16 protein-coding genes are annotated in these 22,013 nt (G+C 57.6%); 6 read left to right on the top strand and 10 right to left on the bottom strand.

Annotated elements, in window-relative coordinates; translation table 11 throughout:
• The first annotated feature begins 4 nt into the window (after positions 1-4).
• Entirely contained in the window at positions 5-241 is a 237-nt protein-coding gene (gene feoC, locus C3F35_RS13515) for a [Fe-S]-dependent transcriptional repressor FeoC (protein ID WP_059307044.1), read from the top strand.
• A 40-nt stretch (positions 242-281) separates the two neighbouring features.
• Here the strand turns inward: feoC and C3F35_RS13510 are convergent, their stop codons facing one another.
• Positions 282-551: a YdgH/BhsA/McbA-like domain containing protein gene (locus C3F35_RS13510; protein ID WP_032614834.1), complete on the bottom strand. Its 270-nt coding sequence runs from the start codon at positions 549-551 to the stop codon at positions 282-284.
• 112 nt (positions 552-663) lie between these two features.
• Entirely contained in the window at positions 664-1,437 is a 774-nt protein-coding gene (gene bioH, locus C3F35_RS13505; protein WP_077226853.1) for a pimeloyl-ACP methyl ester esterase BioH, read from the bottom strand.
• A 36-nt stretch (positions 1,438-1,473) separates the two neighbouring features.
• On the opposite strand from bioH, the gene gntX reads away from it, so the two are divergent.
• The 3 genes from gntX (at position 1,474) to gntT (ending at position 4,408) form a co-directional block, all read left to right on the top strand.
• Positions 1,474-2,157 carry a DNA utilization protein GntX gene (gene gntX / locus C3F35_RS13500; protein ID WP_077226852.1) on the top strand — a complete coding sequence of 228 codons (684 nt, stop codon included), beginning with the start codon at positions 1,474-1,476 and terminating at the stop codon, positions 2,155-2,157.
• Positions 2,158-2,215: 58 nt separating this feature from the next.
• The gene (gene nfuA / locus C3F35_RS13495; RefSeq protein ID WP_032614840.1) at positions 2,216-2,791 is read left to right on the top strand and encodes a Fe-S biogenesis protein NfuA; all 576 of its coding nucleotides are present in this window, start codon (positions 2,216-2,218) and stop codon (positions 2,789-2,791) included.
• A gap of 300 nt (positions 2,792-3,091) precedes the next feature.
• A complete protein-coding gene (gene gntT, locus C3F35_RS13490) occupies positions 3,092-4,408 on the top strand; it encodes a gluconate transporter (protein ID WP_032614841.1) in 1,317 nt (438 codons plus the stop codon).
• Positions 4,409-4,478: 70 nt separating this feature from the next.
• Here the strand turns inward: gntT and malQ are convergent, their stop codons facing one another.
• Together malQ and malP are read right to left on the bottom strand one after the other, a co-directional pair.
• A complete protein-coding gene (gene malQ / locus C3F35_RS13485; RefSeq protein WP_059307041.1) occupies positions 4,479-6,563 on the bottom strand; it encodes a 4-alpha-glucanotransferase in 2,085 nt (694 codons plus the stop codon).
• Between the two features lie 9 nt (positions 6,564-6,572).
• Positions 6,573-8,966: a maltodextrin phosphorylase gene (gene malP / locus C3F35_RS13480; RefSeq protein ID WP_032614855.1), complete on the bottom strand. Its 2,394-nt coding sequence runs from the start codon at positions 8,964-8,966 to the stop codon at positions 6,573-6,575.
• A gap of 581 nt (positions 8,967-9,547) precedes the next feature.
• Between malP and malT the strand changes: the two genes are divergently transcribed.
• Positions 9,548-12,253 carry an HTH-type transcriptional regulator MalT gene (gene malT, locus C3F35_RS13475; protein WP_032614857.1) on the top strand — a complete coding sequence of 902 codons (2,706 nt, stop codon included), beginning with the start codon at positions 9,548-9,550 and terminating at the stop codon, positions 12,251-12,253.
• A gap of 729 nt (positions 12,254-12,982) precedes the next feature.
• Here malT and C3F35_RS13470 read toward each other — a convergent pair.
• Genes C3F35_RS13470 through glpE form a run of 3 tightly spaced genes read right to left on the bottom strand, consistent with a single transcriptional unit; the run spans position 12,983 to position 14,964 of the window.
• On the bottom strand, positions 12,983-13,741 hold the full coding sequence (locus tag C3F35_RS13470) for a DeoR/GlpR family transcriptional regulator (protein WP_032614859.1): 759 nt from the start codon (positions 13,739-13,741) through the stop codon (positions 12,983-12,985).
• Positions 13,742-13,759: 18 nt separating this feature from the next.
• A complete protein-coding gene (glpG, locus tag C3F35_RS13465) occupies positions 13,760-14,590 on the bottom strand; it encodes a rhomboid family intramembrane serine protease GlpG (RefSeq protein ID WP_077227707.1) in 831 nt (276 codons plus the stop codon).
• A 44-nt stretch (positions 14,591-14,634) separates the two neighbouring features.
• Complete coding sequence (gene glpE, locus C3F35_RS13460; protein ID WP_032614862.1) at positions 14,635-14,964, bottom strand: thiosulfate sulfurtransferase GlpE; 330 nt, start codon at positions 14,962-14,964, stop codon at positions 14,635-14,637.
• Positions 14,965-15,207: 243 nt separating this feature from the next.
• On the opposite strand from glpE, the gene glpD reads away from it, so the two are divergent.
• Complete coding sequence (gene glpD, locus C3F35_RS13455; protein WP_103793254.1) at positions 15,208-16,716, top strand: glycerol-3-phosphate dehydrogenase; 1,509 nt, start codon at positions 15,208-15,210, stop codon at positions 16,714-16,716.
• Between the two features lie 86 nt (positions 16,717-16,802).
• Here glpD and glgP read toward each other — a convergent pair whose 3' ends face one another.
• From glgP to glgC, 3 genes are read right to left on the bottom strand one after another with little or no spacing between them, the layout of a single operon-like run.
• Positions 16,803-19,250, bottom strand: a complete 2,448-nt coding sequence (gene glgP, locus C3F35_RS13450; protein ID WP_032614866.1) for a glycogen phosphorylase — start codon at positions 19,248-19,250, stop codon at positions 16,803-16,805.
• A gap of 19 nt (positions 19,251-19,269) precedes the next feature.
• Entirely contained in the window at positions 19,270-20,703 is a 1,434-nt protein-coding gene (gene glgA, locus C3F35_RS13445) for a glycogen synthase GlgA (RefSeq protein ID WP_032614868.1), read from the bottom strand.
• Positions 20,703-21,998, bottom strand: a complete 1,296-nt coding sequence (gene glgC / locus C3F35_RS13440; protein ID WP_103793255.1) for a glucose-1-phosphate adenylyltransferase — start codon at positions 21,996-21,998, stop codon at positions 20,703-20,705. The genes glgA and glgC overlap by 1 nt, the downstream gene beginning before the upstream one ends.
• Positions 21,999-22,013: the final 15 nt, after the last annotated feature.

The raw sequence follows: 22,013 nt of genomic DNA, 5'->3' as shown, positions 1-22,013 counted from the left end.
CGGCATGGCATCGTTAATTGAGGTACGTGATTTACTGGCGTTGCAGGGAAGAATGGACGCTACCCAGCTCAGCCAAATCCTGCGCACGCCGCAGGCAATGATCGAGGCCATGCTTGAACGTCTGGAAGCGATGGGGAAAGCAAAGCGTATCCAGGAGGATGCCGACGGCTGCTTATCCGGCAGCTGTAAAAGCTGCCCCGAAGGAAAAGCCTGCCTCAGGGAGTGGTGGGCGCTGCGTTAATCGTCAGTAAAGCCGGGCAACTCTGCCCGGCTTTGTCTCATTATTTGAAGACTTCTGCGGTCGCGCGGATATCTTTCTGATCTTTGTTAGCGCTGGTGACGACATAGTACTTACCGCCCATCTCATCTGCTTTCTTGGAAAGCTCTTTTCTCGCATCCATCGGCGCGGTGGTATCAGAGGTAGAGATATCGCCAACTTTCGTCAAATTCATCTCTTTCACTTTATCTTTCTGGATTTCTTCTGCCGCCATCACGCCAAAAGAGAGTGATCCAATAACCAGAGAAGCAACAATACCTGTAACAAGTTTCATAGTCATGACTCCCAAAGAGGATTGTAGTTTTGATTATCGAAGGCGGGATAACCGCAACGATAAATTAAGTATTGTTGCGGTATGTCACTTTTTCCAGCGGGAATAAAAATAATCAGACTAAACGCTGACTTAAGGTCGTTATCGCCGCGCAAAACTCATTAGGGTGAGAGATAAAGGGCGCATGGGCTGCTTTGGCAACAATCAAGGCTTCGCTCTGCGGCCATTGCTCATCCAGCAACGGCACGATCTTGCGCGGTACCAGCCCGTCGAGATAACCATAAATACGCAGATGCGGCAGCGTCAGGGACGCCAGCGGCTCCCGCAGATCGGCCGTTTTGAGGATCTCCAGCCCACCATTCAGCACCTCAACCTCCGGCATCGGCAATGACAGCACCGTGCTCTTCAGCGTCCGGGCGTCCTGGCGTGCGGTTTCCGTTCCCATGGTCTGCAGGGCGAGGAAACGCTCCACCGTGCGCTGGAAATCGTTGCTTAACTGCTGCTGGAAACCGGCCAGCACCTCGGATTTGATCCCCGGCCACTCCGCCTGGGCGCTGAAACAGGGGGAGGACGCAACGGTGACCAGCGCCTGCACGCGCTCAGGGTGCGTCAGGGCGATCTGGCTTGCCACCAGCCCGCCCAGGCTCCAGCCCAGCCAGATCGCCTTATCAGGTGCCTGAGCCAGCACCTGCTCCGCCATATCGGCCAGCGGCATCGCGCCAAAATCACGGCTGCGGCCAAAGCCCGGCAGATCCACCAGGTGCAGCGTAAATTGCGAGGCCAGTTCCTCGCTGATGCAACGCCATACTTCCGCGTTCAGCCCCCATCCGTGCAGCAGCACAAGATGGCAATTTCCTGTCCCAACGGTCTGCCACCAAAGGTTATTCATCGATTACTGTTCTCTTTTTTCACAAGGAGGTTATCTATGCTAACAGTGCCCGGCTTGTGCTGGCTATGCCGGATGCCGCTTGCGCTCAGCCACTGGGGGATCTGTTCCGTATGCGAAAAGGGGATTGCGCGGCGTGCAGTGGGTTGCCCACAGTGTGGCTTACCGGCAATCCACCCTCGCCTGCCCTGCGGGCGCTGCCTGCGTAAACCACCGCCCTGGCAGGCGCTGGTGGCGGTGTGCGGCTATACGCCGCCCGTGAGTCAGCTGGTACATCAACTCAAGTTTTCGGGTCGCAGCCAGCTGGCAAAACCGCTGGCGAGGCTGCTACTGCTGGCGCTGCTGCATGCCCGGCGCAGCCGTGGGTTACCGGCCGTGGATATGCTGGTCTGTGTGCCGCTGTGGTCCCGGCGGCAATGGCGGCGCGGGTTTAACCAGAGCGATTTGCTCTGTCGTCCCCTGGCCCACTGGCTAAACTGCCGCTATGCGCCCGAGGCCCTTCGCCGGATCCGCGCCACCCCGGCGCAGCATCAGCTCAGCGCCAGAATGCGTAAACGTAACCTGGACCACGCTTTTGCGCTTGAATTACCGGTCACAGGACGCCATATCGCTGTGGTGGATGATGTCGTGACAACAGGCGCTACCGTCGCAGAACTCTCCCGCCTGCTTTTGCGAAGCGGCGCGGCGTCGGTTCAGGTATGGTGTCTGTGTCGAACCTTGTAGCGCCCTCAGGTTGGGCGTATTATAACCAGGTATTTTAGTCAACTATTAGGCCAATGCTATGATCCGTATTTCCGATGCTGCACAAGCGCACTTTGCCAAACTGCTGGCAAATCAGGAAGAAGGGACCCAGATCCGTGTATTCGTGATCAACCCGGGCACCCCGAATGCAGAATGCGGCGTCTCTTATTGCCCACCGGATGCTGTGGAAGCAACTGACACCGCCCTGAAATTTGAGCAACTCACCGCTTATGTCGATGAGCTGAGCGCCCCGTATCTGGAAGATGCGGAAATTGATTTTGTTACCGACCAGCTGGGTTCACAGTTAACCCTGAAAGCGCCAAACGCCAAAATGCGCAAAGTCACCGACGATGCCCCGCTGATGGAGCGCGTTGAGTACCTGCTGCAGTCCCAGATCAACCCGCAGCTGGCGGGCCACGGTGGTCGCGTCTCCCTGATGGAGATCACCGAAGACGGTCTGGCCATTCTGCAATTCGGCGGCGGCTGTAACGGCTGTTCCATGGTAGACGTTACCCTGAAAGAAGGGATCGAGAAGCAGCTGCTGAACGAGTTCCCGGAGCTGAAAGGCGTACGCGATCTCACCGAACACCAGCGCGGCGAACACTCCTACTACTGATTGCCCGTCTGCTTGCCCGGTGGCGCTACGCTTACCGGGCCTCTCCCCCGCTTTCCCCTCTCATAACATGACCTGCGTCTCATAATTCACATTTTGACCGCTGGGGTGATTCTCAACCCGCACATGTTACCCGTATCATTCCCGTGGGCACTTAAGCACCTTTACGTCGACCGACTACGCTTAATGATTTAGAAGGCGGCCTGTCTTAGTGCCATCAGTACGCTGTTCCCAGTTGGGGCAACATGAATATGTCGTTGAAACAATGACGTTACCCATAACAATTTTAAAGGCCAGAAAATCATGCCATTAGTCATCGTCGCTATCGGTGTCGTTCTGTTACTCCTCCTGATGATCCGTTTCAAAATGAACGGTTTTATCGCCCTTGTGCTGGTGGCCCTTGCCGTCGGCCTGATGCAAGGTATGCCGCTGGTAAAAGTAATCAGCTCCATTAAAGCGGGTGTGGGCGGTACGCTCGGTAGCCTCGCGCTGATCATGGGCTTCGGGGCCATGCTGGGCAAAATGCTGGCCGACTGCGGTGGCGCACAGCGCATCGCAACCACGCTGATTGCCAAATTTGGTAAGCAGCACATCCAGTGGGCGGTCGTTTTAACCGGCTTTACCGTAGGTTTTGCGCTGTTCTACGAAGTGGGCTTTGTGCTGATGCTGCCGCTGGTCTTCACCATCGCTGCCTCTGCCAGCATCCCGCTGCTGTATGTGGGCGTGCCAATGGCCGCTGCGCTGTCCGTGACGCACGGCTTCCTGCCGCCGCACCCTGGCCCGACCGCTATCGCCACCATCTTCCATGCTGATATGGGTAAAACCCTGCTGTTTGGTACTATCCTGGCGATCCCAACCGTTATTCTGGCCGGTCCGGTCTTTGCACGTTGCCTGAAAGGTATCGACAAGCCAATCCCGGAAGGTCTGTACAGCGCAAAAACCTTCACCGAAGCAGAAATGCCAAGCTTTGCCGTCAGCGTCTGGACCTCTCTGGTGCCGGTGGTGCTGATGGCCCTGCGTGCCGTCTGTGAAATGGTTCTGCCGAAAGGCCATCCGGTGCTCGGCGTGGCTGAGTTCCTCGGCGATCCGGTCATGGCGACGCTGATTGCGGTCCTGATTGCGCTGTTCACCTTCGGTCTGAACCGTGGCCGTTCCATGGATCAGATTAACGATACCCTGACCTCCTCGATCAAAATCATTGCCATGATGCTGCTGATCATCGGTGGTGGCGGTGCGTTCAAACAGGTTCTGGTTGATAGCGGCGTGGACAAGTACATCGCCTCCATGATGCATGACACCAACATCTCTCCAATCCTGATGGCGTGGTCTATCGCGGCGGTGCTGCGTATCGCCCTGGGTTCCGCAACCGTTGCGGCTATCACCGCAGGCGGCATCGTTGCCCCACTGATTGCCACCACAGGCGTCAGCCCTGAGCTGATGGTTATTGCAGTGGGTTCCGGTAGCGTGATCTTCTCTCACGTAAACGACCCGGGCTTCTGGTTGTTCAAGGAGTACTTCAACCTGACCATCGGTGAGACCATCAAATCCTGGTCGATGCTGGAAACCATCATCTCCGTCTGCGGGCTGATTGGGTGTCTGCTGTTGGGTATGGTTGTTTGATATAGCAATTACCGGGTGGCAGCTACGCTTACCCGGTAATAAAAAACCCGCCATCCGGCGGGTTTTTTTATTACTTCCTGGCTGCCGCTTTTCGCCGCTTATCCAGGTCTTTAATCAGCTTATTCACCCCGTCATCGGCAAACATCGCCTCAAGAGACGTAGACAGCTTGCGACGCCAGTTCTTGTACTGATAGCTGGTGCCCGGGATGTTAACCGGCTCCGGCATATCCAGCCAGTCTTCCGGCTGCAACCCCAACAGCGCGCTGTTGCTGTCGGCAATGTAACGTTGCAGACCGCGGTTCAGCGTTGGGGTCATCGACATCAACGACGCCTTGTGCCCGGTGCGTTTCGGCAGGCAACCGTGCTCGTGCAACGCATCCAGCAGCCCCTGCTTCGACAGCTCACGATCCTGATACAGCCCGCGCAGCATTACCTCGTCAGGGTATAGCCCCAGCGTCTTACCAAGGGTAAGGTCCCCGCTGTCCCACCAGCCACGAAGCGTAGGAAGGTCATGCGTCGTCGCGACTGCCATTGATTGTTCTGGATACGCCTCCGGCGCGCGGAAGTTCTTCTCAAGGTCGTTTTCAAAATAGAGCACTTTGTAAGAGTAAACGCCGCTGTCACGCAGCTTGCTGACGATTTCAACCGGAACGGTGCCGAGATCTTCCCCGATCACCATGCAGTTATGACGCTTACTTTCCAGCGCAAGGATGGAGAGTAAATCGTCTACCGGATAATGGACGTAGGCCCCGTGGTCGGCGGTCTCACCGTAAGGGATCCACCACAGGCGCAGGACCGACATCACGTGGTCGATACGCAGCGCGCCGCAGTTCTGCATGTTGGCGCGCAGCAGCTCGATAAACGGCTCATAGGCGCGGGCAGCGATCACGTGCGGGTCCATCGGCGGCAGACCCCAGTTCTGACCCAGCGGGCCAAGGATATCCGGTGGCGCGCCGACGGAGGCTTTCAGGCAGTAAAGCTCGCGATCGCACCAGGTCTCTGCCCCGCCCTCGGCGACACCCACCGCCAGGTCACGATACAGGCCAATCGGCATGTCGTAGCCCTGACTCTCCTGCCAGCAGGCGGCAAACTGACTGTAGGCCAGCCACTGCAGCCAGAGGTAGAAATCGACCTCGTCGGTGTGCTCTTCGCAAAACGCTTTTACCGCCGGGGAATCAACGGACTGGTACTGCTCGGGCCATACCGGCCAGCCCCAGCGCATTTCGTCCTCTTTCACCTGATATGCGTGCAGCGCATCAAAGGCCGCCTGCCAGTAAAGGCTCTCCCCTTCCCGGGCAACAAACTCCCGGAAGGCCGCCATCTGTTCGTCGTCACGCTTTGCAAAATCTTTCCACGCCATGCGCAGCGCAGCCATTTTCAGCGCGGTGACGGAAGCATAATCGACCCACTCGGCATCCCGGGCGCGTTGCAGCGTCTGCCGGGTAGTGTCCATCTTCCACCAGGCTTGCGCCTCGGCGCTGTTACGGAAATCCTCAACGGCGTTTACGTCGATATAAATCACGTTCAGCCAGCGACGGGATGACGGGCTGTACGGGCTGGCGCTCTCCGGGTTCGCCGGATAGAGGGCATGGATCGGGTTGAGGCCGATAAAGGCCCCACCGCGCTTGCCGACGTCGGTGAGCATCTTTTTCAGATCGCCGAAGTCGCCAATGCCCCAGTTCGCCTCAGAGCGCAGCGTATAGAGCTGCACGCAGGCACCCCACAGTTTCTTGCCCTCTTTCAGCGCCTGCGGCTCGTAGCAGCGTTTTGGCGCCACAATCACCCGGCAGTGCCAGCGGTGATCGTCCTGTGTCAGCGTCAGGGTGTGATAACCCTCCGGCAGTTTTGCCGGCAGGTTGAGATTTTTGCCGCCCGTCGCGTGGCCTTTATGCTGATGCCCCTCTTCGGTCGTCAGCAGCCAGCTAAAGTCGCCGCTGCCTTCAATCATCAGCGGCATTTTTTTGCCCGCGGTATAGACCATCACGTTCGGGACGGCGGTAACCGCCGCTTTCGCGACGGGTTTGGCTTTATGCATAGCATCCAGCAAACGCCTCTTGGTCTCAGCACCAATAGACTGCGGTTTACCATGAGCATTGATATAGCTGGGGCTGATCCCCGCCGCCAGGGCGGCATTATCGAGACGTTTACTTTCCATCGCGCTTCCTTAGCGTTTTGCCTGCCAGATACGGGCCTGGTAGTCGCGGATTGAACGGTCAGAGCTGAACATGCCGCAGCGCGCGGTGTTCAGAATGCACGCCCGGGTCCAGGCTTCCTGATCGCGATACAGCACATCGACCTGTTTCTGCGCTTCGACGTAGCCCGCAAAGTCGGCCATCAGCAGGTACGGATCGCCGCCCTGTTTGCCGATGCTGTGCAGCATCTGGTCGAACGCGTGCTTGTCCCCGTCGCTGTATTTGCCGCTCTCCAGCTCCTTCAGCACCGCATCCAGCAGCTTGTCTTTTTTACGCCATTTCACCGGGTCGTAACCTTTGGCTTTGATGGCTTTAACTTCTTCCACAGTATGGCCGAAGATAAAGATGTTCTCGTCGCCCACCTGCTCGGCAATCTCTACGTTGGCACCGTCCAGCGTCCCTACGGTCAGTGCACCGTTCAGGGCCAGCTTCATGTTGCCGGTACCGGATGCCTCTTTGCCCGCGGTAGAAATCTGCTCGGAAACATCCGCCGCCGGGATCATCAGCTCCGCCGCAGAGACGCAGTAATCCGGCAGGAAGACCACTTTCAGCTTGTCGCCCACTTTCGGATCGTTATTCACCGCGTCGGCCACTTTATTGATAGCGAAGATAATGTTTTTTGCCAGGTAATAACCCGGTGCAGCTTTGGCACCGAACAGGAACACGCGCGGCACACGGTCGGCCTGCGGGTTCTCGCGGATCTCTTTGTACAGCGCCAGAATATGCAGCAGGTTGAGGTGCTGACGTTTGTACTCGTGCAGGCGTTTAATCTGGATATCAAAAATCGCGTTCGGGTTGATCTCAATCCCGGTACGGGTTTTAACGAAGGCCGCCAGGCGCACTTTATTGTCCTGCTTGATGGTGCGGTACGTCTCGCGGAAGGCCGCATCGTCAGCCTGTTTTTCCAGGTTGATTAGCTGGTCGAGGTCGTTCGCCCACTCTTTATCCAGCGTCTTATCCAGCAGCTCAGCAAGCTGAGGGTTGCACTGTTTGATCCAGCGACGCGGCGTAATGCCGTTGGTGACGTTGTGGAACTTGTTCGGCCACAGCTGGTGATATTCCGGGAACAGATCTTTCACGACCAGGTCGGAGTGCAGCGCGGCCACGCCGTTCACCGCAAAACCGCTGACCACGCACAGGTTAGCCATGCGAACCTGCTTGTCGAACACCACAGCCAGTTTCGCCCACACCGCTTTATCGCCCGGCCAGGTTTTATCCACCAGCTTTTTGAAGCGGTTGTTGATCTCGTTGATCAGCTGCATATGGCGCGGCAGCAGGGTCTTAATCAGCTTCTCATCCCAGCACTCCAGCGCCTCTGGCATCAGGGTGTGGTTGGTGTAAGCGAAGGTCTTGCTGGTGATGGCCCAGGCGTCGTCCCAGCTCAGCTGATGCTCGTCAATCAGCACGCGCAGCAGTTCAGGGATGGCGATGGTCGGGTGGGTGTCATTCAGCTGGATCACTTCATAATCTGGCAGCTCCGCCAGCTTGCGGCCCGCCAGGTGGTGGCGACGCAGGATGTCGGCTACGGAACAGGCGCACTGGAAATACTGCTGCATCAGGCGCAGCTTTTTGCCCGCCAGATGGTTGTCGTTCGGGTAAAGCACTTTGGTCAGCTTGTCGGCGTCGATGCCCTGCTGCTCAGCGCGCAGGAAATCGCCGTCGTTGAATTTGGTCAGGTTAAACGGGTGAGCGTGCGTCGCCTGCCACAGGCGCAGCGGCTGCGCGACGCCGTTACGGTAGCCCAGCACCGGCAGATCCCAGGCCTGGCCGGTAATGGTAAAGCCCGGCTCCCACTGGCCCGCTTTCGTTACTTTACCGCCAATGCCAACCTGCACGTCCAGCGCTTCGTTGTGGCGGAACCACGGGTAGCTGCCGCGATGCCAGTCGTCCGGGGCTTCCATCTGCTGGCCGCCTGCGAAGGACTGGCGGAACAGGCCGTACTGATAGTTCAGGCCATAGCCGGTGGCCGACTGCCCCACCGTCGCCATTGAGTCAAGGAAACAGGCCGCCAGACGACCCAGACCGCCGTTGCCCAGCGCCGGATCGATCTCTTCTTCCAGCAGGTCGGTCAGGTTGATGTTATGCGTATTCAGGACATCGCTGACCTCCTGATACCAGCCGAGGTTCAGCAGGTTGTTGCCGGTCAGACGGCCAATCAGGAACTCCATGGAGATATAGTTAACGTGGCGCTGGCCTGCCACGGGTTTTACCGCGGGTTGGGCGCTCAGCAGCTCTGCGAGCGCTCCACTGACGGCCTGCCACCACTGGCGGGAGGTCATGTCTTCGGCGGCGTGTAAACCAAAACGCTGCCACTGACGCGTCAGGGCAGCCTGGAATTGAGCTTTGTTGAAAGTCGGCTGTGACATAGAGAATCTGCATCCTGTAGAGAGAAAATAAGGCGTTGGTGCTAGTGTGCCTGGCTCCTTACACCATTTCCTCCTCCTGCCGGGGATTAGACAGGGAGGAGTAGCAGGGATGAGCGGGAAAGTGTGATCGCCGCCACTTTATGCCGCGGTAGTGAGGGTATTAAGGGTGAGATTTTCGGGGAGAGACTCAAAAAAATGAAATGCGGTTTCGCCTGAAATATAGGCACCAAGCAATAATTACTTACCTGAAGTAATAACGTTCAGAATTTACTGCACACCAGCGCGTTATTTTACGCAAGTTACTCTTTCGGGACTTTATTAACTTTTCACACCATTTACGATTCTATATTCCTTTTTATGCTTAACCTTCTGAAACACGCCACCCCAGTATCCATGCGCTTTTGAGGCCATCGGAAAAGTTCCTTCCCCCCTGCATATATTTTTGTGACACAGTGCAAATTAAGGGACACAAAACCCGGACATAACTTGCAATAAAAAGGTTTCTGACCGAACTTATAAGGATTAATTACGAAGCGCAAAAAAAATAAAAATCTCGATTTCCACACAGTGAAGTGAAACCTATGTTGATTCCGTCCAAATTAAGTCGCCCGGTTCGTCTTGACCATACTGTGGTCCGCGAACGCTTGCTGGCGAAACTTTCCGGCGCGAACAATTTTCGACTGGCGCTGGTAACGAGTCCTGCAGGCTACGGCAAAACCACGCTCATTTCGCAATGGGCTTCCGGCAAGACCGATCTCGGCTGGTACTCCCTCGATGAGGGCGACAACCAGCAGGAGCGCTTTGCCAGTTATTTGATCGCCGCCATTCAGCAGGCGACCAACGGCCACTGTGTCACCAGCGAAGTGATGGTGCAAAAGCGCCAGTACGCCAGCCTCTCTTCCCTTTTTTCGCAACTGTTTATCGAGCTGGCCGAATGGCATCGTCCGCTCTACCTGGTCATTGATGACTACCATCTGATCACCAATCCGGTTATCCATGAGTCGATGCGCTTTTTCCTGCGCCACCAGCCGGAAAACCTGACCCTGGTGATCCTGTCGCGCAACCTGCCGCAGCTGGGCATTGCCAACCTGCGCGTGCGCGATCAGCTGCTGGAAGTGGGCAGCCAACAACTCTCCTTTACTCATCAGGAAGCGAAGCAGTTCTTTGACTGCCGCCTGAAATCCCCTATCGAGGTGGCTGAGAGCAGCCGCCTGTGCGACGACGTGGCAGGCTGGGCGACCGCCCTGCAACTGATTGCCCTGTCGGCGCGGCATAACAACAGCTCGACGCAGCAATCCGCCCGTCGTCTATCGGGGATTAATGCCAGCCATCTTTCCGATTATCTGGTGGATGAGGTACTCGACAGCGTTGACCAGTCCACCCGTCAGTTCCTGCTGAAAAGCTCCCTGCTGCGCTCGATGAACGATGCGCTGATCGTGCGCGTCACCGGCGAAGACAACGGCCAGATGCGCCTGGAAGAGATCGAACGCCAGGGGTTGTTCCTGCAACGTATGGACGACTCCGGGGAGTGGTTCAGCTACCACCCGCTGTTTGGCAGCTTCCTGCGCCAGCGCTGTCAGTGGGAGCTGGCAACCGAATTACCGGACATCCACCGCGCCGCCGCCGAGAGCTGGATGGCGCAGGGCTTCCCGAGCGAGGCCATCCACCACGCGCTGGCGGCGGGCGATGCCCATATGCTGCGCGATATTCTGCTCAATCACGCCTGGAGCCTGTTTAACCACAGCGAGCTGGCCCTGCTGGAGGAGTCGCTGCGCGCCCTGCCGTGGGATAGCCTGCTGGAAAACCCGCGTCTGGTGCTGCTGCAGGCATGGCTGATGCAGAGCCAGCATCGCTACAGCGAAGTGAACACCCTGCTGGCCCGCGCCGAGCAGGAGATGAAAGGCGAGATGGACGCCGCCCTGCACGGCGAATTCAACGCCCTGCGCGCGCAGGTGGCCATTAACGACGGCAACCCGGAAGAGGCCCAGCGCCTGGCCCTTGGCGCGCTGGAAGAGCTGCCGCTGGCGAACTTCTACAGCCGCATCGTCGCCACGTCGGTGCATGGTGAAGTCCTGCACTGTAAGGGCGACCTGACCCGCTCGCTGTCGCTGATGCAGCAGACCGAGCAGATGGCGCGCCGCCATGACGTCTGGCATTACGCCCTGTGGAGCCTGATCCAGCAGAGCGAAATTTTGTTTGCCCAGGGCTTCCTGCAGGCTGCCTGGGAGACCCAGGAGAAAGCCTTCACCCTGATCCGCGATCAGCACCTGGAACAGCTGCCGATGCACGAGTTCCTGCTGCGCATCCGCGCCCAGCTGCTGTGGGCATGGGCACGTCTGGACGAAGCCGAAACCACCGCCCGCCATGGTGTCGATGTGCTTTCTGCCTATCAGCCGCAGCAGCAGTTGCAGTGTCTGGGCCTGCTGGTGCAGTGCTCGCTGGCCCGCGGCGATCTGGATAACGCCCGCAACCACCTCAACCGTCTGGAGAACCTGCTCGGCAACGGCCAGTATCACAGCGACTGGGTATCCAACGCCGATAAAGTGCGGGTGATTTACTGGCAGATGACGGGCGACAAGAAATCGGCGGCCAACTGGCTGCGCCAGACGCCGAAGCCAGAGTTTGCCAATAACCACTTCCTGCAAAGCCAGTGGCGTAACATTGCCCGCGCGCAGATCCTGTTGGGCGAGTTCGAACCGGCCGAGATGGTGCTGGAAGAGTTGAATGAAAATGCCCGCAGCCTGCGTCTGATGAGCGATCTGAACCGCAACCTGCTGCTGCAAAACCAGCTTTACTGGCAGTCTGGCCGCAAAAATGACGCCCAGCGCGTACTGCTGGAAGCGCTGCAACTGGCGAACCGCACCGGGTTTATCAGCCACTTTGTGATTGAAGGCGAGACCATGGCGCAGCAGTTGCGCCAGTTGATTCAGCTCAATACCCTGCCGGAGCTGGACCAGCATCGCGCCCAGCGCATCCTGCGTGAGATTAACCAGCATCATCGCCACAAGTTCGCTCATTTCGATGAGACCTTTGTGGAGCGTCTGCTGACCCACCCGGAAGTGCCGGAACTGATCCGCACCAGCCCGCTCACCCAGCGTGAGTGGCAGGTGCTGGGGCTGATCTACTCAGGCTACAGCAACGAGCAGATTGCCGGTGAGCTGGCCGTGGCGGCCACCACCATCAAAACGCATATCCGAAATCTGTATCAGAAGCTGGGCGTCGCCCACCGCCAGGATGCGGTGCTGCATGCGCAGCAGCTGTTGAAGATGATGGGGTATGGGGTTTAAGGCTTTGTGCGGGTGATGCCGTAGCCCTGTCTTACAGAGGGCGCGTAAACACAAAAAACGGCAACCCGGGTTGTAATGTCAGTCAGTTAAATCCGGCGGATTGTTCCGTTCACCTCATGTTCAGTAGAACATGGCATTACACAACCCGTGAACGTGACAAGGGGGGCCGCCGGGCCCCCCTTGTCAATCCCCGCGGCCCCGCAATGAAACCGGTGCTTCGCACTGCGCTCACCTCCCGACCGGCTGCCTGCGGTCGGCTCAACTCGACATCCTGTCTCGATTCGCCTCTGGCCGCCATCCCTGGCGGCCAGCCCTTGTCATCCGGTCTCCGGTTCGCCGGTTTCAGCGGGGACTCAACACCCGTGCCACATTCAGGCGACTGAGAAGCGTGAGGGAGCGTGAATCCGGCTGAAAATCGACGAAGCGTTTCCGTAAGGCCGGGGCGAGGCGCAGGGACGCGCCGAGAGGGCATAGCCTGCAGGGATGCAGGCTGGTGCCCGACCCGAAAGCCTGAAGGAATAAGCTGAGTGCACCGCGAAGCGGCGATTTTCCTGGCCGGGAGCCGGGGTAGCCAGGGGGGAGGCGGCGAGCCCCCCTGGCACGTTCACCGCAGCGGAGGGGGCATAAAGCAGAGGTGCTGTAGTGAACGGAACAATCCACCAGGCTTAACTCACTAGCATTACAACCCAGGTTGCCGCTCTGCTTTTACCGCGCCATAAGGCAATGCCATCAGCACAGCTCTAACTGCAACTTATGATCACGAATCACCTTTAACACCCCTTCAGGCGGCATTACGTCGGTATAGATGGCATTCACCATGCTGATGCTACCCATATTCACCATCGCATTACGCCCAAACTTGGAGTGATCCACTACCAGCATGACGTGGCGCGAGTTCTCGATAATCGCCCGCTTGGTACGGACTTCGTGATAATCAAACTCCAGCAGTGAGCCATCGGTATCAATGCCACTGATGCCGAGGATGCCGAAGTCGAGGCGGAACTGGGAGATAAAGTCGAGCGTCGCTTCGCCAATAATGCCGCCGTCGCGGCTGCGCAACTCGCCGCCTGCCAGGATAATACGGAAATCCTCTTTCTGCATCAGGGTGGTGGCAACGTTCAGGTTGTTGGTGACGACGCGCAGGTTCTCATGGTTCAGCAGGGCATGGGCCACCGCTTCCGGCGTGGTGCCGATGTCGATAAACAGCGTCGCGCCGTTAGGGATCTGGCTCGCCACCTTGCGGGCGATACGCTCTTTTTCAGAGGTCTGCGTCGCCTTACGGTCATGCCAGGGCGTATTCACCGAGCTGGACGGCAGCGCCGCGCCGCCGTGGTGGCGCAGAATGCGGTTCTGATCGGCCAGATCGTTGAGGTCACGACGGATGGTCTGTGGGCTGACGGCAAACTGCTCCACCAGCTCTTCGGTACTGACGTATCCCTGCTTTTTCACCAGATCAATAATGGCGTCATGGCGTTGTGTTTGTTTCATCAGTGTTCCCTGCCAGAATTATGTTCGTTTTCGCGCATTTAGCGTATCGGCAAACGCCATCGCCAGCCCGACCGCCAGCCCGGCCACGTGTGCGCCGTTGGCAATCGCCATGCCAAACAGATCAAACCATCCGGCGATAATCCAGATTAATGCAAAGGTCATTAAACCGCGTTGCAGGTAGATACCGCTCTGCGGATCGCGCTCGCCGCGCAGCCAGACATAGCCCATCAGCGCGTAGACCACGCCGGAGAGGCCGCCAAACCACGGGCCGCCAAACTTATGCTGGATAAAGCCGCTGAGCAGCGCGCTGATCAGGGTGAGCACGATGAGCTTGCCGCTGCCGAGCCGCTTCTCCACCGCCCCGCCGAGATACCACCACCACAGCAGGTTAAAGAGGATATGCAGGAACGAGAAGTGCATCAGCGCATGGGTGAAGTAGCGCCAGAACTCGAACTCAACGGAGGCGTCATACGGCCAGGCCAGCAGCAGCATGATCTGCTGATCGCCCACCACACTCATTAGAATGAAGACCAGAATACAGGCCGCCATGAGTCCCAGGGTGAACGGCCCGGCGCGTTCGCGCACGGTCGCCAGAAAAGGAAAGCGTTGGTAGCGCAGCCCGCTGCCGGTATGGCCCGCCTGCCAGCTCGCCGCCAGATAGCGCGCATCACCGGGGTTTTCCAGAAAACGCGCCAGCTCGGCGTTGACCCGGGAAGCCTGGCTCTCATCGGCCAGCCAGACGTCGGTCTGGGTATGTTGTTGAATGGTGAGGATAACACCCTGCGTCGCCATGTAGTCGACGAACGCCTGGGCGACGCGCGGGTTGGTAAAAGAGGTAATCATCAGCATCGGCGGCAGTCGCTTATTCCACACAAAAGGGGACAGTATATACCCTAAATGCCCGCGTGCTCGACTTCTGCCGGGAAATGGCGGTGCCAGGCATCGAATCCACCGTCCACGCTGTAGACCGCTTCAAAGCCCTGCTGCAGCAGGTATTGCGCTGCGCCTTTGCTGCTATTGCCGTGATAGCACATCACCATCACCGGGGTCTCGAAATCGTTATCACGCATAAACTCACTCAGGGAAGCGTTGGTCAGGTGAAACGCGCCCGGCGTATGGCCCATCGCGAAGCTTTGCGGATCGCGAATATCCACCAGCACCGCCAGCCCCTGGTGCATCTTCTGGTGGGCTTCTTCTACGTTAATGCATTCAAATTGTTCCATGATGATCTCTGTTGTTTGTTCAGGTGCAGTGCAGCCTGTGCCCCTCGCCCCGTGGGAGAGCATTGGTAAGGCATCAGACCACACTATTTTACTGGGTAGTGTACGTCCTGGCGGCGGGTAAACGCCATTATGTTAGCTGTATCACTCAAAATTGTTTTTTTGATGTTACTAAAATCCATTTCCTTTGCTAATATGAGCGATATCGAACATTTTTGAGCTTTAACGAAAGTGCGTGAGGATACAATGGAAACCAAAGATCTGATTGTCATCGGTGGCGGAATCAACGGGGCGGGCATTGCGGCGGACGCTGCCGGCCGCGGATTATCTGTCCTGATGCTGGAAGCGCAGGATCTCGCCTGTGCCACCTCCTCCGCCAGCTCTAAGCTGATCCACGGTGGCCTGCGTTATCTGGAACACTACGAGTTCCGCCTGGTCAGTGAGGCGCTGGCCGAGCGTGAAGTGTTGCTGAAGATGGCTCCCCATATCGCTACGCCAATGCGTTTTCGTCTGCCACACCGCCCGCATCTGCGTCCGGCGTGGATGATTCGCATTGGTCTGTTTATGTACGATCACCTGGGTAAACGCACCAGTCTGCCTGCTTCTGCGGGTGTGCGTTTTGGCGCAGACTCGGTGCTTAAGCCTGAAATCGTGCGCGGATTCGAATATTCCGACTGCTGGGTGGACGATGCCCGCCTGGTGCTCGCTAACGCGCAAATGGTTGAACGCAAAGGCGGCGAGGTGAAAACCCGCACCCGCGCGATCTCCGCCCGTCGGAAAAATGGACTGTGGATCGTTGAGGCAGAAGACATCGATACCGGCGAACGTTTCAGCTGGCAGGCGCGCGGTCTGGTGAACGCTACCGGCCCATGGGTGAAGCAGTTCTTCGACCAGGGCATGCAACTGCCATCGCCTTATGGCATTCGCCTGATTAAAGGCAGCCATATCGTGGTGCCGCGGGTACATACCCAGAAGCAGGCCTATATCCTGCAAAATGAAGACAAGCGCATCGTGTTTGTGATCCCGTGGATGGATGAGTTCTCCATCATTGGCACCACGGACGTGGAGTACAAAGGCGATCCGAAAAAGGTCGAGATCGACGAGAGCGAAATCAGCTATCTGCTGAATGTGTATAACGCGCACTTCAAAAAGTCGCTGGTGCGTGACGATGTGGTCTGGAGCTACTCCGGGGTGCGTCCACTGTGCGATGACGAGTCTGATTCACCGCAGGCCATTACCCGTGATTACACCCTCGATATTCACGATGACCATGGCAAAGCGCCGCTGCTGTCGGTGTTTGGCGGCAAGCTCACCACCTATCGCAAGCTGGCAGAGCATGCGATGGAAAAACTGGCACCGTACTATAAAGGTATTGGCCCGGCGTGGACCAAAGGCGCGGTGCTGCCTGGCGGTGATATCGACGGTAACCGCGATGACTACGCGGCCAAACTGCGCCGTCGCTATCCGTTTATCAGCGAATCCATGGCCCGTCATTTTGCCCGTACCTACGGCAGCAACAGTGAGGTGATCCTGCGTGACGCGAAAGATCTTACCGATCTGGGCGAACATTTTGGTCACGAGTTTTACGAGGCGGAGTTACGTTATTTAGCCGACCACGAGTGGGTTCGCCGCGCCGACGATGCGCTGTGGCGTCGCACCAAAGAGGGGATGTGGCTGAATGCGGAGCAAGTGTCCCGCGTGGCGCAGTGGCTGGCCCAGCATACGGGAAAGCGGGAGCTGTCGCTGGCGTCGTGAATCATGCTAACGAGCAAGCGTAATGCCCTCCCCGTGTGAGAGAGGGCAAACACAAAAACGGCGACCCTGAGGGCGCCGTTTTGCTTTTACAGTTTCACCGGATCGATATGCCAGATGGTATCGGCATACTCTTTGATGGTGCGGTCGGATGAGAAATAGCCCATGTTGGCGATGTTATGCATCGCTTTAGTGGTCCACTCTTCCGGCTTGCGGTACAGCTCATCGACCCTATCCTGACAATCCACATAGCTGCGGTAGTCTGCCAGCACCTGGTAGTGGTCACCGAAGTTAATCAGCGAGTCCACCAGGTCGCGGTAGCGGCCAGGCTCATCCGGGTTGAAGACCCCGGTGGCGATCTGCGTCAGCACCTGGCGCAGCTCTTCATCCTGCTCGTAATAGTCACGCGGCGAGTAGCCTTTGGCGCGCAGCGCCTCGACCTCTTCCGTGGTGTTACCAAAGATGAAGATATTCTCTTCGCCCACGTGCTCCAGCATCTCGACATTTGCGCCATCCAGCGTGCCGATGGTCAGCGCGCCGTTCAGGGCAAACTTCATGTTACTGGTGCCGGACGCTTCGGTGCCCGCGGTGGAGATCTGCTCGGAGAGATCGGCCGCCGGAATGATCAGCTGGGCCAGACTCACGCTGTAGTTCGGGATAAAGACGACCTTCAGCTTGTCACCAATCTGCGGATCGTTGTTGATCACCTTCGCCACGTCGTTGATCAGGTGAATGATGTGCTTCGCCATGTAGTAGGCCGAGGCGGCCTTACCGGCAAAGATGTTCACTCGCGGTACCCAGTCGGCATCAGGTTCGGCCTTAATGCGGTTGTAGCGGGTGATCACGTGCAGCACGTTCATCAGCTGACGCTTGTACTCATGGATACGTTTGATCTGCACATCGAACAGCGCTTTCGGGTTGGCGACCACGTTCAGGTGAAGCGCCATCCACACCGCCAGCCTCTTTTTGTTCAGCAGCTTGGCATCACGCACCGCTTTGTTCACCGTCGGGAAATCGGCGTGCTGTTCAAGCTCGCTCAGCTGGCTTAAATCGGTACGCCAGTTGCGGCCAATATTCTCGTCGAGTACGTCGGAGAGCGGCTGGTTTGCCAGCGCCAGCCAGCGGCGCGGCGTGACCCCGTTGGTCACGTTGCAGAAACGCATCGGGAAGATCTTCGCAAAGTCGGCGAACAGCGACTGCACCATCAGGTTGGAGTGCAGCTCTGACACGCCATTGACCTTGTGGCTGATCACGACCGCCAGCCACGCCATGCGCACCCGGCGGCCATTGGATTCATCAATGATCGAGGTACGGCTCAGCAGGCCGGTGTCGTGCGGGTACTGCTCCTGCACGGTTTTCAGGAAGTAGTCGTTGATCTCAAAAATGATCTGCAGGTGGCGCGGCAGGATTTTGCCGAGCATGTCCACTGGCCATGTTTCCAGCGCTTCGCTCATCAACGTGTGGTTGGTGTAAGAGAAGACCTGGCAGGTCACCTCAAACGCCTCGTCCCAGCTGAACTTATGTTCGTCGATCAGCAGGCGCATCAGCTCCGGGATCGACAGCACCGGGTGGGTGTCGTTGAGGTGGATGGCGGTTTTTGCCGCCAGGTTAGCGTAGGTTTTATGCAGCTGGTAATGGCGGTTCAGGATATCCTGGATAGTCGCGGAGACCAGGAAGTACTCCTGACGCAGACGCAGCTCGCGCCCGGAATAAGTGGAGTCATCCGGGTACAACACACGGGAGACGTTCTCGGAGTGGTTTTTGTCTTCCACCGCCGCGAAGTAGTCGCCCTGATTGAATTTACCGAGGTTAATCTCGCTACTGGCCTGGGCATTCCACAGGCGCAGCGTGTTAGTCGCGTCGGTGTCGTAGCCGGGGATGATCTGGTCATAAGCCACGGCCAGGATCTCTTCGGTTTCGACCCAGCGGCTCTTTTTGCCTTCCTGCTGAATACGGCCGCCAAAGCGGACTTTATAGCGGGTGTTGTGGCGCTTGAACTCCCACGGGTTGCCGTACTCCAGCCAGTAGTCCGGGGACTCTTTCTGCCGTCCATCGACGATGTTCTGTTTAAACATGCCGTAATCGTAGCGAATACCGTAGCCACGTCCCGGCAGGGCGAGCGTTGCCAGCGAATCGAGGAAGCAGGCCGCCAGGCGGCCAAGACCGCCGTTACCTAAGCCGGGGTCGTTCTCTTCGTCAATCAGCTCTTCTAAATCCAGCCCCATCTCTTCCAGTGCGGTTTTTACGTCGTCATAGATACCCAGCGACAACAGCGCATTGGAGAGGGTGCGACCAATCAAAAACTCCATCGACAGATAGTAAACCTGACGGGTCTCCTGTGAGAGCTGGGCGCGGTTAGAGCGCAGCCAGCGTTCCACCAGCCGATCGCGCACGGCAAACAGTGTGGCGTTGAGCCATTCATGTTTGTTGGCAATCACCGGATCTTTGCCGATGGTGAACATCAGCTTGTAAGCGATGGAGTGCTTTAACGCCTCAATGCTTACCGTGGGAGACGCATAGGAAAAAGGTGCATTCATATCTCTGATTCCAGGATTGTTACATCAAGCGTTGATAAAGATCGCGGTAGGACTGCGCCGCAACTTGCCAGCTAAAATCCATGGCCATTGCCTGGCGCTGAACAAAACGCCACAACGATGGACGAGACCACAACACGAAGGCACGACGAATCGCACGCAATAACGACCAGGCATTACTGTCTTCAAAGACAAAACCGCTGGCGATGCCGTCTGCCAGATTCTCCAGCGAGGTGTCAGATACCGTATCCGCCAGCCCACCGGTACGACGCACCAGAGGCAACGTGCCGTACTTCAAGCCATACAGTTGGGTTAAACCGCATGGCTCAAAACGGCTTGGCACCAGGATAACGTCGGCACCCGCCATGATGCGGTGCGAAAACGCTTCGTGATAGCCAATCTGTACCCCAACCTGACCCGGATGTTCGGCGGCGGCGGCGAGGAAGCCCTCCTGCAATACCGGATCGCCTGCCCCCAGCAGCGCCAGCTGTCCACCCTGCTCCAGCAGGCCCGGCAGCGCTTCAAGCACCAAATCCAGCCCTTTCTGGCTGGTCAACCGGCTCACCACGGCGAACAGCGGCACCTTTTCGTTGACCTTCAGCCCCATGGCGATTTGCAGCTGACGTTTGTTCTCAGCCTTATCTTCCACGGAATCACGGTTGTAGCGCGCGGTCAGCAGCAGATCCGACTCCGGGCTCCAGATTTTTTCATCCACGCCGTTGAGAATGCCCGACAGTCGCCCTTCGCGCTGGCGTTGTGCGAGCAGCCCTTCCATGCCGTAGCCAAACTGCGGCTCGGTGATCTCCCGCGCGTAGGTCGGGCTGACGGCGGTGATGTGATCGGCGTAGTACAGCCCGGCCTTCAGGAACGAAATCTGCCCGTTAAACTCCAGCCCATGGATATTAAAGAACGACCATGGCAGTTCGATTTCATCCATGTGTTTGGCTAAATACAGTCCCTGATACGCCAGGTTGTGTACAGTAAAGACCGACTTCGCCGGATGGCCACGCGCTGCCAGATACGCCGGTGCCAGCCCGGCGTGCCAGTCGTGGGCATGCACCACGTCCGGGCGCCAGAACGGATCCAGGCCGGAGGCCATCTCCGCCCCGACCCAGCCGAGTAGCGCGAAACGCAGCACGTTATCGGTATAGGCAAACAGGTTAGTGTCGTGGTAAGGACTCCCTGGGCGGTCATACAGATGTGGGGCATCAATAAGATAGATGCCCACGCCGTTGTAATGACCAAAGAGTAATGTGATGCGCCCGGCAAAGGTTTCGCGGCGGCTGACGATCTGGGCGTCAGGGATGCCGCGACGAATATCGGGAAAAGCGGGTAACAGCACGCGAGTATCGACGCCACCGGCAATTTGCGCCGCCGGTAGCGCCCCAATCACATCCGCCAACCCGCCGGTTTTCAGCAGCGGGAACATCTCAGAACAAACGTGTAAAACCTGCATCATCGCTCCTGTTTGATCTGCAGTTTACGCAGCATTTCACGCGTAACCAGCACGATGCCTTCTTCTGAGCGGTAGAAACGGCGCGCGTCCTCTTCCGCGTTTTCTCCAATTACCATGCCTTCCGGGATGACGCAGGCACGGTCGATAACGCAACGACGCAGGCGGCACGAGCGGCCAACCCAGACGTCGGGTAATAATACTGACGAATCAATGTTGCAGAAGGAGTTCACCCGCACGCGCGGGAACAGCACCGATTGCACCACCACCGAGCCAGAGATGATGCACCCGCCAGAAACCAGCGAGTTCAGCGTCATGCCGTGGCTGCCAGAGCGGTCCTGGACAAATTTCGCTGGCGGCAGCGATTCCATATGGGTGCGGATCGGCCAGTTGTGGTCGTACATGTCCAGTTCGGGCGTCACTGATGCCAGATCGAGGTTCGCCTTCCAGTATGCCTCCAGGGTGCCGACATCGCGCCAGTAGGGTTCTGAATTAGGATCGGACTGCACGCAGGACAGTGGGAACGGATGTGCATAGGCCATGCCAGATTTGGTGATTTTCGGGATGATATCTTTGCCGAAGTCGTGGCTGGATTGCTCATCCTTGTCGTCTTCTTCCAGCAGCTGGTAAAGGTAATCTGCATCAAAGACATAGATCCCCATACTGGCCAGCGCTTTGGTGTCATCCCCCGGCATTGAAGGCGGGTTCGCCGGTTTTTCAACGAAATCGATCACTTTGTCGTTTTCATCTACCGCCATCACGCCAAAGGCCGTCGCCTCAGCAACGGGCACAGGCATACAGGCCACGGTGCAGCGCGCCCCTTTTTCGACGTGGTCGATGAGCATGCGCGAGTAGTCCTGCTTGTAGATGTGGTCCCCGGCGAGGATCACCACGTACTCGGCGTCGTAACGACGAATAATATCCAGGTTTTGTGTTACCGCATCGGCAGTCCCGCGATACCAGTTTTCGCCGTGCACGCGCTGTTGTGCAGGCAACAGGTCGACGAATTCGTTCATTTCCTCACTGAAGAACGACCAGCCGCGCTGGATATGCTGCACCAGCGTGTGAGACTGGTACTGAGTGATCACGCCAATACGGCGAATGCCTGAATTCAGGCAGTTTGACAGGGTAAAATCGATAATACGGAATTTCCCACCGAAGTGGACGGCGGGCTTGGCGCGCTTAATCGTTAAATCTTTTAATCGGGTACCGCGGCCACCAGCAAGAATCAGGGCAACAGACTTCAATGGCAGCTGACGCGCCAACATTAGAGGGTCGTTCTTATCTAACCTAACCATGATCAACTCCTTTTA

It is taken from the genome of Leclercia sp. LSNIH3, from assembly GCF_002935105.1.
Classification (GTDB): Bacteria; Pseudomonadota; Gammaproteobacteria; order Enterobacterales; family Enterobacteriaceae; genus Enterobacter; species Enterobacter adecarboxylatus.
Note: the sequence above shows the minus strand (reverse complement) of the source record. Positions and strands in the feature narration are given on the sequence as shown.

Coding starts and splice junctions, on each gene's coding strand:
- feoC (WP_059307044.1), top strand. CDS start 5: ATGGCATCGTTAATTGAGGTACGTGATTTACTGGCGTTGCAGGGAAGA.
- C3F35_RS13510 (WP_032614834.1), bottom strand. CDS start 551: ATGAAACTTGTTACAGGTATTGTTGCTTCTCTGGTTATTGGATCACTC.
- bioH (WP_077226853.1), bottom strand. CDS start 1,437: ATGAATAACCTTTGGTGGCAGACCGTTGGGACAGGAAATTGCCATCTT.
- gntX (WP_077226852.1), top strand. CDS start 1,474: ATGCTAACAGTGCCCGGCTTGTGCTGGCTATGCCGGATGCCGCTTGCG.
- nfuA (WP_032614840.1), top strand. CDS start 2,216: ATGATCCGTATTTCCGATGCTGCACAAGCGCACTTTGCCAAACTGCTG.
- gntT (WP_032614841.1), top strand. CDS start 3,092: ATGCCATTAGTCATCGTCGCTATCGGTGTCGTTCTGTTACTCCTCCTG.
- malQ (WP_059307041.1), bottom strand. CDS start 6,563: ATGGAAAGTAAACGTCTCGATAATGCCGCCCTGGCGGCGGGGATCAGC.
- malP (WP_032614855.1), bottom strand. CDS start 8,966: ATGTCACAGCCGACTTTCAACAAAGCTCAATTCCAGGCTGCCCTGACG.
- malT (WP_032614857.1), top strand. CDS start 9,548: ATGTTGATTCCGTCCAAATTAAGTCGCCCGGTTCGTCTTGACCATACT.
- C3F35_RS13470 (WP_032614859.1), bottom strand. CDS start 13,741: ATGAAACAAACACAACGCCATGACGCCATTATTGATCTGGTGAAAAAG.
- glpG (WP_077227707.1), bottom strand. CDS start 14,590: ATGCTGATGATTACCTCTTTTACCAACCCGCGCGTCGCCCAGGCGTTC.
- glpE (WP_032614862.1), bottom strand. CDS start 14,964: ATGGAACAATTTGAATGCATTAACGTAGAAGAAGCCCACCAGAAGATG.
- glpD (WP_103793254.1), top strand. CDS start 15,208: ATGGAAACCAAAGATCTGATTGTCATCGGTGGCGGAATCAACGGGGCG.
- glgP (WP_032614866.1), bottom strand. CDS start 19,250: ATGAATGCACCTTTTTCCTATGCGTCTCCCACGGTAAGCATTGAGGCG.
- glgA (WP_032614868.1), bottom strand. CDS start 20,703: ATGCAGGTTTTACACGTTTGTTCTGAGATGTTCCCGCTGCTGAAAACC.
- glgC (WP_103793255.1), bottom strand. CDS start 21,998: ATGGTTAGGTTAGATAAGAACGACCCTCTAATGTTGGCGCGTCAGCTG.